Genomic DNA, 12,959 nt, shown 5'->3' on the forward strand with positions numbered 1-12,959 from the left:
GCCGTCTCGGTCGACGCGGGTGACGCCTCGGCGAGTCAGTGGGCGGCTTCGTGCCAGGACAGGCCGGTGCCGACGGAGACGTCGAGGGGGACGTTGAGGTCGGCGGCGGAGCCCATCTGTTCGCGTACGAGTGCCTCGAGCGCCTCGCGTTCGCCGGGGGCCACCTCGAAGACGAGCTCGTCGTGGACCTGGAGCAACATCCGGGAGTCGAGACCAGCCTCGTCGATGGCGGCCTGGACCCGCAGCATGGCGACCTTGATCAGGTCGGCGGCGGAGCCCTGGATGGGGGCGTTGAGCGCCATCCGCTCGGCGGTCTCGCGGCGCTGGCGGTTGTCGGAGAGCAGGTCGGGCAGGTAGCGGCGGCGGCCCATGATGGTCTCGGTATAGCCCGTGCGCCGGGCCTCCTCGACCAGGCTGCGCAGGTAGTCGCGGATGCCGCCGAAGGTCTCGAAGTACTCCTCCATCAGCCCGCGCGCCTCGCTCGGCTCGATCCCGAGCTGCTGGGAGAGACCGAAGGCGGACAGGCCGTAGGCGAGCCCGTAGTTCATCGCCTTGATCTTGGCCCGCTGCTCCACGGAGACCGCGTCGGGATCGACACCGAAGACCCGCGCGGCGGTGATCGAGTGGAAGTCGCGCCCGGAGCGGAACGCCTCGATGAGCAGCTCGTCCTCGGACAGATGCGCCATGATCCGCATCTCGATCTGGGAGTAGTCGGCCGTCATCAGGGACTCGTTGCCCTCACCCACCACGAAGCCCTTGCGGATCCCGCGGCCCTCCTCGGTGCGTACCGGGATGTTCTGCAGGTTGGGCTCGGTCGAGGAGAGCCGGCCGGTGGCCGCGATGGTCTGGTTGAAGGTGGTGTGGATCCGACCGTCGTCCTGCACGGTCTTCAGCAGGCCCTCGATGGTGACCCGCAGCCGGGTGACGTCACGGTGACGCAGCAGGGCGAGCAGGAACGGGTGCTCGGTCTTCACGTAGAGCTGCTGGAGCGCGTCGGCGTCGGTGGTCCAGCCGGTCTTGGTGCGCTTGGTCTTCGGCATGTCGAGCTCGTCGAAGAGCACGACCTGCAGCTGCTTGGGCGAGCCGAGGTTGATCTCCTTGCCGATCACGCCGTAGGCCTCGTCGGCGGCCTGCTTCATCTGGCCGGCGAAGTGGCGCTCCAGCGCGTCGAGGTGCTCGGTGTCTACCGCGATCCCGGTCTTCTCCATCCTGGCCAGCTGGTGCAGCAGCGGAAGCTCCACCTCGGACAGCAGCCGGTGTCCGCCGGCGGCCTCGACCGCGGAGTCGAGCTCGGCGGCCAGGTCGATCACCGCCCGCGCGTAGAGCATCGAGGTCGTCGCCACCCCGTCGCCGCCCATCTCGTCATCGCCGAAGAGCGACTCCTGGCCGGCGTCCTCCTCCTGCTTGAGCTCGCGCTTGAGGTAGCGCAGCGTCAGGTCGGCGAGGTCGTAGGAACGCTGGTCGGGCGCCACGATGTAGGCCGACAGGGCGGTGTCGGTCACCAGCCCGCGCAGCGACCACCCGTGGGCGTCGATCGCCAGCTCGGGGCCCTTGGCGTCGTGCATGATCTTGGGCTTCGACGCGTCCGCGAGCCAGCCGGCCAGCGCCGCCTCGTCCTCGGGCGTGAACCCCTCCACCCCCACGTACGCAGCCCGCTCCTGCGTCGCGAAGCCGAACCCGTCCACCCGGCCGGTGCCAGAACCCCAGGCTCCGCGCACGTGCAGACCGACGGGCGTGGTCCCGAGCTCCTCGAGGAATGCCGCCACGGCGCCGGGAGCCAGCGTCTCGCCCTCGAGGGCGAACCCGCTGTCGTCGACCGGGACGTCGTCCTCCGGCGCGAGGACGTCGGTGATCCGGGTGCGGATCTCGCCGCGGAACTCGAGCTCGTCGAGGAGCTCCAGCGCGGCCGCCCGGTCCCACTCGACCCGCCCGAGATCCTTCGGGCCGACCTCGAGGGGCAGGTCGCGCACCAGCGCGTTGAGCCGTCGGTTGCGCATCACGTCGCCGAGGTGGGCGCGCAGGTTGTCGCCGGCCTTGCCCTTGATCTGGTCGGCGTGGGTGATCACGTTGTCGAGGCCGTCGTAGGTGTTGATCCACTTCGCGGCGGTCTTCGGGCCCACGCCCGGGATGCCGGGCAGGTTGTCGGAGTCCTCCCCCACCAGAGCGGCCAGCTCGGGGTAACGGTGGGGCGGCACACCGTATTTCGCCTCGACGGCCTCCGGCGTCATCCGCGCCAGGTCGGAGACGCCGCGCATCGGGTAGAGCACGGTCGAGGACTCCGTGACCAGCTGGAGCGAGTCGCGGTCACCGGTGAGGATCAGCACCTCCATCCCGGCCTCGAGCCCCTGGGTCACCAGGGTCGCGATGATGTCGTCGGCCTCGTAGCCGGCCACCGACAGGTGGCGGATGTGGAGCACGTCGAGCAGCCGCTGGATCAGCGGCAGCTGGGACTTGAACTCGTCGGGCGTCTTGTTGCGCTTGGCCTTGTATTCGGCGTACTCCTCCAGCCGGAACGTCTGCCGCGACAGGTCGAAGGCGACCGCGACATGCGTCGGGGTCTCGTCGCGCAGCACGTTGACCAGCATCGAGGTGAAGCCGTAGATGGCATTGGTGTTCTGCCCCGTGACGGTCGAGAAGTTCTCCACCGGCAGGGCGAAGAAGGCCCGGTAGGCCAGCGAGTGCCCATCGAGAAGGAGCAGTCGGTCGCGCGTCACATCAGCCACGGTCCGACTCTATCCACGACCACCGACATTCGAGCCTGCGACCCGAGGCCAACTGGTGGACCACCGCGTGCGAACATGCATCCATGACCGATGCATTCCACACCACCGACCCCACGGAGATCGCGAAGTTCGTGGGATCGCTCCCCCACGGCGCGGGCGCACTCAACGAGAAGATGGGCGTCGAGATCCTCGAGATCTCTGCGGAGAAGGTCGTCGGCACCATGCCGGTCGACGGCAACACCCAGCCCTACGGCCTGCTCCACGGCGGCGCATCGGTCGTCCTGGCCGAGACCCTCGGCTCGATCGGCTCCGGGATCCACGGCCACTCCCTGGACAAGATCGCGGTCGGCGTCGACATCAACGCCACCCACCACCGCTCCGCGACCTCCGGCATCGTCACCGGCACCGCGACCGCGATCCACCTGGGACGGAGCTCCGCGGCGTACGAGATCGTGATCACCGACGAGCGCGGCAAGCGGGTCTGCACCTCGCGGATCACCTGCGCGCTGATCGCCAACGGGCAGGGCTAACCGAGGACGTACGCGACAGGGCCCCGGAGCGTGTTCACTCCAGGGCCCTTCTCGTGGTGATGTCACTCAGCGCGTGGATCTCGACCCGCTTCGCGGGTTCGCAAGCTCACCCGCTGCGCTCGCTCGATCCCCTCGCGTTGTGATGCCTGCGACTTCGTCGCAGGCATCACAGGCTCGGGCTCAGACCTCCCCAGCGATGTACTTGACAGGCGCGTAGGTGGCCTTCTCGTTGTACTGGTAGATACCGATCGACGCGGCCGTCGGGCTACCGGTCTCGCCGAGCTCGATCGGGCCGGACTTGCCGTCGTAGTCGATGTCCTTGCCGTCCTCGATGAGCTTGACGCAGTCGGCGTAGGTCTCGCACTTCTCACCGCCGGTGGTGATCTCGACGATCTCCTTGGCGATGGCCTCACCCGCGTCGCTCTCGGCCTTGACCGCCGCCAGCGCGGAGACGATGGTGGCGTCGTAGGACTCGGCGGCGTAGGAGTAGTCGGTCAGCTTCGGGTCGACCTTGAGCAGCTGCTCCTTGAAGTCACCGGTGGTCTCGGCGCCGGGCAGGGTGCCCTTGACGCCCTTGAGCTCACCCTTGGTGAAGTCCTTGGAGTAGTCCGACAGGTTGCCGTCGACGAAGTAGGTCGGCAGCTTGGCCGGGCCGACACCCGCGGCGATGAGCTGCGGGATGAGCTTCTTGGTCTCCTCGAACGCGATCACGACGACCGCGTCCGCGCCAGCGCCCGCGATCTCGTTGATCTGGGCGTCGAACGAGGTGGCGTCCTCGGAGTAGAACGCCGTGGTGGCGACCTTGGAGCCGGCACCCTCGAGGTTGGCCTTGACCTCCTCGGCGAGCGTCTCACCGTAAGCGTCCTGGCGGGCCAGGATCGCGACGTTCGTGCGCTTGTCCTCGAGCAGCAGGTTGGCCATGACGGCGCCCTGCAGGATGTCGGACGGAGCCGTGCGGAAGTAGAGGTCCGGCTTGGCGAAGTCACCCTCGTCGAACTCGGTAGAGGTGTTGGCCGGGGAGAACATCACGGTGCCCGACGACATGATCTTGTCGATCACGGTCATCGACACGCCCGAGGAGGCGGTGCCGATGATGACATCGGACTTGGCGTCGATGAGCTTGTCGGCCTCGGTGGGGGCGATCGCGGAGGTGGTGTCACCGGAGTCGGCCACGACGGACACGACGTCCTTGCCGAGCACACCACCAGCGGCGTTGATGTCCTGGATCGCGAGGTCGGAACCGGCGAACTCGGGCGGGCCGAGGAACGCGAGGCTGCCGGTCTGCGGGAGGAGCTGCCCGATGGTGAGAGTGCCGTCGCCCTTAGCGGCAGCCTTCTTCTCCGGCTCCTCGGAAGCGGTCTCGCCGCCGCAGGCGGCGAGGGTGAAGCTGAGCGCCAAGGCGCCGGCGCCCGCGGTCAGCTTCATCCAGGTAGAGGATGATGAGTTCACTGCTTTAGTCCCTCTTTCGTATGGGCTGGCCCGGCTCGAGTCGGACCTTGCGGAGACACATTAGAGACGCTAGGTCTGTGAATCACCCGAGGGAACTGTCTTTTCACCATTCCGTTACATCTCCCCCATGGCATCATTGCCTGGGTTGCCGCCATGATCGGCTCCGTATTATCGGGGCCGAGGTGACCCATGATCACTCGGGAAACCCGATTCCCGCCAGGAACCGGCTCGATCGTGGAGGAATTGTGATGATCTGTACGCACGGCGCCCATGGAGGACGGACTCGATGACCAGGGTGCCGGTGACGTTGCGGGAGGCTCGGGCCGATGACGCGCTCTTCCTCCTCGGCATCTGGCAGGACTCGCTGCGGATGGCCGACGCGCAGGAGCAGCTGAGCGATCTCGAGACCATCATCCGCGGTGCCGAGGCCTCGCCCGACCAGCGTCTGCTGGTCGCGGAGTCCGGCAGCGAGCCGGTCGGCGCGGTCTACGTGCGTGCCACCACCTTCGGGCCGCTCAACCTGGAGCCGACGGTGCAGATCTTCGCTCCCCATGTCGTTCCCAGCTTCCGCCGCCGCGGCGTCGGCCGGATGCTGATGGAGTCCGCCGTCGCCTTCGCCGAGGAGCGCGGGATCAGGACGATCGCAGCCGCGGCCTCCGCCGGTGGCCGTGACGGCAACCGGTTCCTCGCCCGCCTCGGTCTCGGAGCCCAGGCGGTCATGCGGGTGGCGCCGACCGCTGTCGTACGTTCCCGACTCACCGTTCTCGGCCGGGCCCTGCCCCACCACGCCCGTCTGCAGCGCGGCCCGAAGCAGTCCAGCGCCGTCGGAGAGCTGCTCGCCGCCCGGCGCTCCCAGCGACGCTCGCACACCGTCGCCTGAGCACACAACGAGCAGGGCCCCGGAGCATTCGCTCCGGGGCCCTGCTCTTTCAGGACGTGGTCCGTCAGTCTTCCTTGGCGCCCAGGGTGCCGAGGTAGAGCTCGATCACCTTCGGGTCGTCGGCCAGCTCGCGGCCCGCGCCCGTGTAGGCGTTGCGGCCCTGGTCGAGCACGTAGCCGCGGTCGCAGATCTGCAGGCAGCGGCGGGCGTTCTGCTCGACCATCACGACCGACACGCCGGCCTTGTTGATCTTGCGGGTCTGGACGAAGACCTCGTCCTGCATGACCGGCGAGAGCCCCGCGGAGGGCTCGTCCAGCAGCAGGACCGACGGCTCCATCATCAGCGCCCGGCCCATCGCCACCATCTGCCGCTCACCACCGGAGAGCCCGCCGGCACGCTGCTTGCGCCGCTCGCCGAGGGCCGGGAAGATCCCGGTGACGAAGTCGAACCGCTCGGCGAACTTCTTCGGGGCCTGGTAGCAGCCCATCTCGAGGTTCTCCTCGATGGTCAGGCTCGGGAAGACGTTGTTGGTCTGCGGGACGAAACCGATCCCGCGGCTGACCAGCTCGTCGGCACGCTTGCCGGTGATGTCCTCGCCGTTGAGCTTGACCGATCCCTCGTGGATCTTCACCAGCCCGAAGAGCGCCTTGAGCAGCGTCGACTTGCCGGCGCCGTTGGGACCGATGATGCCGACCAGCTCGCCGGGCTGGCAGTAGAGGTCGGTGTCGTTGAGGATGTTGACCCCCGGCAGGTAGCCGGCGACGAGACCGTCGGCACGGAGCACCGCACCCTCGGCCTCGCTCAGGTGCTTCTCACGGAACTTCTCCGCATCGGTGGAAGTCACTTCGCGTCCTCCTCTTGGGCGATCTCTGCCTCGACCTCGGCCTCGAGCCGCTCCTCGTCGAGCTCGCTCAGGTCGGTGTCGTGGTGAGCCCCGAGATAGGCGTCGATGACACGCTGGTCGGCCATGACCGACTCCGGCGTGCCCTCCGCGACGATCTTGCCCTGGGCCATCACGACGACCCAGTCGGAGATGTCACGGACCATGTCCATGTCGTGCTCGACGAAGAGGACCGTACGGCCCTCGTCGCGCAGCGACTTCACGTGGCCCAGCAGCGACTGCTTGAGGGCCGGGTTCACACCGGCCATCGGCTCGTCGAGCATGACCAGCTCGGGGTCGACCATGAGGGCGCGGGCCATCTCCAGCAGCTTGCGCTGGCCGCCGGAGAGCGACCCGGCGAAGTCCTCGCGCTTCTTGTCGAGCAGGAAGCGGGCGAGCAGCTCGTCGGCCTTCTTGGTGACCTCGTCCTCCTGCTTGCCCCACAGGAACTTGAACGGCGCGGCCCAGAACCGCTCGCCCTTCTGTCCGGTGGCGCCCAGCCGCATGTTCTCGATCACGGTGAGCTTGGCCAGCACCTTGGTCAGCTGGAAGGTGCGCACCATCCCGAGGCGGGCGACCTTGTAGGGAGCGACGCCCTTGAGCGACTTGCCGTCCAGGGTCCAGGAGCCGCTGTTGGGCTGGTCGAAGCCGGTCAGCAGGTTGAAGAACGTCGTCTTGCCGGCGCCGTTGGGGCCGATCAGCGCGGTGATCGCGCCCCGCTGGATCTCGACGTGGTCGACGTCGACGGCGGTCAGTCCGCCGAACGTACGCGTGATGTTGTCGGCGACCACGATCGGGTCGGGCTTCTTGCTGCCCGGCTCCGTGCTCACCCCGACCAGGCCCGCGGGCCCGGTCGTGCTCGTCTGCTCAGTCATCTCAGCGTCCATCGATCGCGATCTCCCTACGGTCGCCGAAGATCCCCTGGGGTCGGAAGATCATCAGCAGCATGATGGCCAGACCCAGCACGATGTAACGGATCACGCTGGCCTGGGTGTCGGTCATGATCACCGACGGGATCCAGCCACCTTCACCAGCCGACTGGCTGAAGAACGAGCCTAGCCCTGCGATCAGGAACCAGAACAGGATCGAGCCGATGACGGGACCCATCACCCGGGCAGCACCACCGAGGAGCAGCGCGGCGAAGGCGTAGAAGGTCATCAGGGTCGAGTAGTCGCTCGGCACGACCGAGGCCTGCTTGAGCGCCAGGAACATGCCGCCCAGACCACCGATGACGCCACCGAGCGCGAGGGCCTGCATCTTGTAGGCGAAGACGTTCTTGCCCAGCGAGCGGACAGCGTCCTCGTCCTCGCGGATCGAGCGGAGCACGCGGCCCCACGGGCTGCGCATGAGCGCCCACACGAGCACGCAGCACAGGGCGACCAGGATCCAGCCCACGGTCAGGGACCACAGGTCGTTGCGGCCGAACGAGATGATGCCCAGGTCGATGCCGCTGCTGTAGGGGTTGGCCTGCTGGAAGGGCCGGGCGAAGCCGTTGAGCCCGTTGGAGCCGCCGAAGGTGTCCTTCATCTCCACCGAGCCGAAGACGAAGCGCAGCACCTCGGCCGCGGCGATCGTCACGATCGCCAGATAGTCGGCGCGCAGACGCAGGGTCGGCACACCCAGGATCACGGCGAGCACCAGCGGCGCCACCAGCGACATCACGATGCCGAGCCAGAACGGCGCACCGAAGGTGACCACGGAGACGGCGAGACCGTACGCACCCACCGCGACGAACCCGGCCTGGCCGAAGTTGAGCAGCCCGGTGTAGCCGAAGTGGATGTTGAGGCCGATGGCGGCCAGGGCGAAGACGATCGCCTGCGGGCCGAGCGCCTGCTGCAGCGCTGCCCGGAGAATGTCGAGAATATCCATTGTCTCTCCTACCCGAGCCGCTCTTTACGACCCAGGATGCCCTGGGGCCGCACCAGCAGGATCACGATCATGATCAGCAGCGGGCCGATCTCCTTGATCGACGTGGGTACGCCGAACAGCGGCCCGAGCTCGTAGACGAGCCCGATCACCATGGAGCCGACCAGGGCACCCCAGATCGTGCCGAGACCACCGAGGGTGACCGCGGCCAGGATGACCAGCAGGATCCGCATACCCATGAAGCTGTTGACCTGCAGCTGCATCGCGTAGAGCACACCGGACAGGGCGGTCAACGCTCCACCGATCACCCACGCGTTGGTGATGACGCTGTCGACCCGGAGGCCCGAGGACGCGGCCAGCGCCGGGTTGTCCGACACCGCGCGCATCGCCTTGCCCATCCGGCTCTTGGCCAGCCACAGGCAGACCCCGATGATCGTGACGATCGAGATCAGGACGATGATCGCCTCACGGTCGGCGAGCGAGAGACCGAGGTAGTACCAGTGCTGCTCGCGCTGCTGGCCGCTGTACTGCGACAGCGAGCGGGTCGAGGAGCCGTAGAAGTACTGGAACAGGTAGCGCAGGAAGATCGCCAGACCGATCGAGACGATCATCATCGCGATCAGGCCGGTACCGCGCCGGCGCAGCGGGCCCCACATCACCTTGTCCTGTACGTAGCCACCGAGGCCACCGAGGGCGACCGCGATGATCCCGGCGAGGAGCACGGAGACCGAGGCCAGCGCTCCGGTCTTGAAGATCTGATCGAAGGTCCAGGCCATCACCGCACCGAAGGTGAGCAGCTCACCGTGGGCGAAGTTGGACAGGCCGGTCGTGCCGAAGATCAGCGAGAAGCCGAGGCCGGCCAAGCACAGGACCAGGGCGAACACGATCCCTGCTCGCAGGTTCTTGACCAGATCCTTGCCGAAGTTCGACTTCTCACCGGCAGTGACGCCGATCGGGAAGATCGCGCGGTTGTTGGGGCCCTGGAAGCGTACGTGGACGGTGGCCTCGTTCTTCGTGCTCTCGTCGAGGACGGTCCCTTCAGGGAGCGTCTTCTCGTCGAGGGTCACGGTGTACTTGCCGAGCTCCTGGACGACGATGATCGCCACACCCTTGGCGTCGGTGACGCCCTCGCCGGCCTTCTCGCCGTCCTTGCTGACCTCGAGGGTCACTCCCGAGATCGGTTTCGGATTGCCTTGGGCATCCTTGTTGGCCTCGTCCTGAAGCGTCACCTGGATCGCGGTGGCATCCGGCGGTGGGGTGGCGGTCGCCTGTGCGGCTCCCGCGCTCCCCACCAACAGCACCATCAGCGCACCGATGAGCGCGACGAGGACTCTGTAGAGCCGCTTGCGCACGTGGGTACTCCTGCCTGTGTGTCCTGAAGACGGACCCTGACACGAGCCGAACACGCCGGTCAGCCGGATCCGCGCGGGCAGTCTAGGCCGACCTCACCCACGAACAAGCCACAGGTTGACTCTCATCTGAGACCGCAACCGATCTGTGACGTGCCGTTTACACGGATTCAGGTACGCGGTCCGCTGACGCCGTGCTCGATGACGCCCTCGGCGACCTGACGCATCGACAGCCGCAGGTCCATCGCGGTCTTCTGGATCCACCGGAACGCCTCGGGCTCGCTCAGCGTGAGCCCCTCCTGCAGGATCCCCTTGGCCCGGTCGACCGCCTTGCGGGTCTCCAGCCGGTCGGTCAGGCCAGCGACCTCCTTCTCGAGCTGGGCGAGCTCCTGGAAGCGGCTCACCGCGAGCTCGATCGCGGGCACCAGGTCGGTGATGTTGAACGGCTTGACGAGGTAGGCCATCGCCCCCGCGTCGCGGGCCCGCTCCACCAGATCACGCTGGGAGAACGCGGTCAGCATGACGACCGGGGCGATCCGGTCGCGGGCGATCGCCTCCGCGGCCGCGATCCCGTCGAGCACCGGCATCTTCACGTCGAGGATCACCAGATCCGGTCGGTGCTCGGTGGCGAGCTCGATCGCGGCCTTGCCGTCGCCGGCCTCACCGACGACCTCGTAGCCCTCCTCGGTGAGCATCTCCTTGAGGTCCATCCTGATCAGGACCTCGTCCTCCGCGATGACGACCGTACGCCGTGCCTGGGTCTCCGGGGTGCTGCTGGGGTTGCTCTCCGTCACGAGCACAGACTAGGCCATCACGGGCACGTCCCGGTGCAGTGATTCCGCCCACGGTCCGGTAAGTTGTGGTCTCGCGGTGGGTGCATTGCGCACCGCAAGAGCCCCGGTAGCCCAATCGGCAGAGGCCATGAGCTCAAACCTCATCCAGTGTCGGTTCGAATCCGACCCGGGGCACCAATTCGCTCACGTGTTCCGCCGAAATGTCGGCGTTTGAGCGCAGACTGAGTCCATGTACGCCGCTCGCGTTCGCGCCGAGGCCCTCGCACTCCTTCAGAAGGGCGAATCCCTTTCCGCAACCGCTCGGGCGACGGGAGCTTCTCGATCCACGATTCGGGCGTGGCGAGACAGCGAGCCCCGCAACAGGCCAGGCACCTGTCCGCGATGCGACGGACTGCCGATCGACGGGGAGGCGTACGCAGCTCTTCTCGGGTTCTATCTCGGCGATGGCAATATCGCGAAGGCCGCTCGCTACTACTTCCTCCGCATCACCTGCGACCTGGCCTATCCCCGGATCATCAACGACGTGGTCGACCTGCTCGGTCGGATCAGGCCAGGCAGCAACATATTCCTCGTCAAGAAGATCGGCTGTGTGGACGTGCAGCTCAACTGGCAGCACCTGCCCTGCCTCTTCCCCCAACACGGCCCCGGCCGGAAGCACGATCGCAAGATCACTCTCGAGCCGTGGCAGCAGGCGATCGTCTCAGCCCACCCCGGTCCGTTCCTCCGTGGCCTGTTCCATTCGGACGGGTGCCGCGTGTCGAACTGGGCGACCCGAGTGGTGGCCGGTGAGAAGAAGCGTTACGAGTACGGCCGCTGGCAGTTCACCAACCACTCCGACGACATCCGCGACCTGTGCACCGCGGCGCTCGATCTGGTCGGCATCCCATGGCGCCAGTCCTCCTGGCGGACGATCAGCGTCTCGCGCCGCGACGCGGTCGCGGCGCTCGACGCACTGATCGGGCCGAAGACCTAACCCTTCCGCTCGTAGGCGGGCGCGACTTCGTTGATCGCGTCGCCGATGCGGTGGATGCGCAGGGCGTTGGTGGAGCCGGGGATGCCGGGAGGCGAGCCGGCGATGATGACGACGAGCTCGCCCTCCTCGACGCGGCCCAGCTTGAGCAGGTTCTCGTCGACCTGGCGGACCATCTCGTCGGTGTGCTCGACCTCGTCGGTGCGGAAGGTCTCGGTGCCCCAGCTGAGCGCGAGCTGGCTGCGTACGGCATCGGAGGGAGTGAAGGCGAGCAGCGGGATCGGGTTGCGCAGCCGGGAGAGACGGCGGGCGGAGTCACCGGAGGTGGTGAAGGCGACGAGGTATTTCGCGTCGACCCGGTCGGCCACCTCGGCGGCGGCCTTGGCGATGACGCCGGAGCGGGTGTGCGGGTCCCACTCGATACGGCTGAGCTCGGCGGCGGCGGAGCCGTCGCGGGAGAAGGCGTGACGCTCGGTGGCGGCGATGATGCGCGCCATGGTCTCGACGGTGTGGATCGGATAGTCCCCGACGCTCGTCTCGGCGGAGAGCATCACCGCGTCGGCGCCGTCGAGGACGGCGTTGGCGACGTCGTTGGCCTCGGCGCGGGTGGGCGCCGGGTTGGAGATCATCGAGTCGAGCATCTGGGTGGCGACGATGACCGGCTTGGCGTTGAGGCGGGCGAGCTCGATGATCCGCTTCTGCAGGAACGGCACCTCCTCGAGCGGGCACTCCACGCCGAGGTCGCCGCGGGCGACCATGAACATGTCGAAGGCGGCGATGACCTCGTCGAGGTTGTCGATCGCCTGCGGCTTCTCGATCTTGGCGATGACCGGGACGACGCGCCCCTCCTCGTCCATGATCCGGCGGACGTCCTCGTAGTCCTTCGCGTTGCGTACGAAGCTGAGCGCGACCATGTCGACGCCGAGCCGGAGCGCGAACCGGAGGTCCTCCTCGTCCTTCTCGGACAGGGCCGGCACGGAGACGGCGACGCCGGGCAGGTTGATGCCCTTGTTGTTCGACACCGGGCCGCCGACCAGCACCTCGGTGTGGACGTCGGTGTCGTCGACCGCGGTGACCCGCAGGCGCAGCTTGCCGTCGTCGATGAGGATCGGGTCGCCGACCTTCACGTCGCCCGGCAGACCCTTGTAGGTCGTCCCGCAGATCTTGTCGGTGCCGGTCACGTCCCGGGTGGTGATCGTCCAGGCCTGGCCCCGGTGGAGGGTGGCCGACCCCTCCTCGAAGCGCTCGAGGCGGATCTTGGGCCCCTGCAGGTCGGCGAAGATGCCGACGCTGTGCCCGCTCGCCGCAGCCGCCTCCCGCACCAGCGCGTAGTTGCTGGAGTGGTCGTCGTGGGAACCGTGGCTCATGTTCATCCGGGCCACGTCCATGCCTGCGTAGACGAGCTCGCGGATGCGACGCTCCGTCGCGACGGCGGGGCCCAGGGTGCAGACGATCTTCGCTCTTCTCACGGGAGCCCAGACTACCCCTCTGGATCGTTCAAACCAGCACCCGGACCAC

The 12,959-nt window shown here is 67.6% G+C and carries 11 protein-coding genes and 1 tRNA gene; 4 read left to right on the plus strand and 8 right to left on the minus strand.

The annotated features are described in order from the left end of the window. Window positions 1-35 precede the first annotated feature (35 nt). Window positions 36-2,723: a DNA polymerase I gene (polA, locus tag G5C66_RS01540; RefSeq protein WP_165109009.1), complete on the minus strand. Its 2,688-nt coding sequence runs from the start codon at window positions 2,721-2,723 to the stop codon at window positions 36-38. Between the two features lie 83 nt (window positions 2,724-2,806). Between polA and G5C66_RS01545 the strand changes: the two genes are divergently transcribed. Beyond that, window positions 2,807-3,253, plus strand: coding sequence for a hotdog fold thioesterase (locus G5C66_RS01545; protein WP_165109011.1), 447 nt, complete (start codon window positions 2,807-2,809; stop codon window positions 3,251-3,253). A gap of 180 nt (window positions 3,254-3,433) precedes the next feature. Here G5C66_RS01545 and G5C66_RS01550 read toward each other — a convergent pair whose 3' ends face one another. After that, a complete protein-coding gene (locus tag G5C66_RS01550; RefSeq protein ID WP_206443577.1) occupies window positions 3,434-4,678 on the minus strand; it encodes an ABC transporter substrate-binding protein in 1,245 nt (414 codons plus the stop codon). Window positions 4,679-4,988: 310 nt separating this feature from the next. On the opposite strand from G5C66_RS01550, the gene G5C66_RS01555 reads away from it, so the two are divergent. After that, entirely contained in the window at window positions 4,989-5,582 is a 594-nt protein-coding gene (locus G5C66_RS01555) for a GNAT family N-acetyltransferase (protein WP_165109015.1), read from the plus strand. A 64-nt stretch (window positions 5,583-5,646) separates the two neighbouring features. Here G5C66_RS01555 and G5C66_RS01560 read toward each other — a convergent pair whose 3' ends face one another. From G5C66_RS01560 to G5C66_RS01580, 5 genes are all read right to left on the minus strand, one after another. Beyond that, complete coding sequence (locus G5C66_RS01560) at window positions 5,647-6,426, minus strand: ATP-binding cassette domain-containing protein (RefSeq protein ID WP_165109017.1); 780 nt, start codon at window positions 6,424-6,426, stop codon at window positions 5,647-5,649. Further along, a complete protein-coding gene (locus tag G5C66_RS01565) occupies window positions 6,423-7,337 on the minus strand; it encodes an ABC transporter ATP-binding protein (protein WP_241248116.1) in 915 nt (304 codons plus the stop codon). Before G5C66_RS01565 ends, G5C66_RS01560 begins: the two co-directional genes overlap by 4 nt. A gap of 1 nt (window position 7,338) precedes the next feature. After that, window positions 7,339-8,331 carry a branched-chain amino acid ABC transporter permease gene (locus tag G5C66_RS01570; protein ID WP_165109021.1) on the minus strand — a complete coding sequence of 331 codons (993 nt, stop codon included), beginning with the start codon at window positions 8,329-8,331 and terminating at the stop codon, window positions 7,339-7,341. Window positions 8,332-8,339: 8 nt separating this feature from the next. Continuing rightward, window positions 8,340-9,680: a branched-chain amino acid ABC transporter permease gene (locus G5C66_RS01575; protein ID WP_165109023.1), complete on the minus strand. Its 1,341-nt coding sequence runs from the start codon at window positions 9,678-9,680 to the stop codon at window positions 8,340-8,342. 167 nt (window positions 9,681-9,847) lie between these two features. Beyond that, window positions 9,848-10,387, minus strand: coding sequence for an ANTAR domain-containing response regulator (locus tag G5C66_RS01580; protein WP_206443621.1), 540 nt, complete (start codon window positions 10,385-10,387; stop codon window positions 9,848-9,850). A gap of 184 nt (window positions 10,388-10,571) precedes the next feature. Between G5C66_RS01580 and G5C66_RS01585 the strand changes: the two genes are divergently transcribed. Both G5C66_RS01585 and G5C66_RS01590 read left to right on the plus strand, forming a co-directional pair. Then, window positions 10,572-10,648: transfer RNA gene (locus tag G5C66_RS01585), tRNA-Leu, on the plus strand. Between the two features lie 52 nt (window positions 10,649-10,700). Beyond that, window positions 10,701-11,444, plus strand: coding sequence for a helix-turn-helix domain-containing protein (locus G5C66_RS01590; RefSeq protein WP_165109025.1), 744 nt, complete (start codon window positions 10,701-10,703; stop codon window positions 11,442-11,444). Here G5C66_RS01590 and pyk read toward each other — a convergent pair. Then, entirely contained in the window at window positions 11,441-12,910 is a 1,470-nt protein-coding gene (pyk, locus tag G5C66_RS01595) for a pyruvate kinase (RefSeq protein WP_165109027.1), read from the minus strand. The two genes, G5C66_RS01590 and pyk, sit on opposite strands and share 4 nt — an antisense overlap. Window positions 12,911-12,959: the final 49 nt, after the last annotated feature.

Source organism: Nocardioides turkmenicus (genome assembly GCF_011045035.1).
Lineage (GTDB): Bacteria > Actinomycetota > Actinomycetes > Propionibacteriales > Nocardioidaceae > Nocardioides > Nocardioides turkmenicus.

Bases quoted from the DNA above. Each gene is read 5' to 3' on its own strand.
- G5C66_RS01565 (WP_241248116.1), bottom strand. From the start codon at position 7,337: ATGACTGAGCAGACGAGCACGACCGGGCCCGCGGGCCTGGTCGGGGTG.
- G5C66_RS01550 (WP_206443577.1), bottom strand. From the start codon at position 4,678: ATGAAGCTGACCGCGGGCGCCGGCGCCTTGGCGCTCAGCTTCACCCTC.
- G5C66_RS01580 (WP_206443621.1), bottom strand. From the start codon at position 10,387: ATGGACCTCAAGGAGATGCTCACCGAGGAGGGCTACGAGGTCGTCGGT.
- G5C66_RS01570 (WP_165109021.1), bottom strand. From the start codon at position 8,331: ATGGATATTCTCGACATTCTCCGGGCAGCGCTGCAGCAGGCGCTCGGC.
- G5C66_RS01545 (WP_165109011.1), top strand. From the start codon at position 2,807: ATGACCGATGCATTCCACACCACCGACCCCACGGAGATCGCGAAGTTC.
- G5C66_RS01555 (WP_165109015.1), top strand. From the start codon at position 4,989: ATGACCAGGGTGCCGGTGACGTTGCGGGAGGCTCGGGCCGATGACGCG.
- G5C66_RS01590 (WP_165109025.1), top strand. From the start codon at position 10,701: ATGTACGCCGCTCGCGTTCGCGCCGAGGCCCTCGCACTCCTTCAGAAG.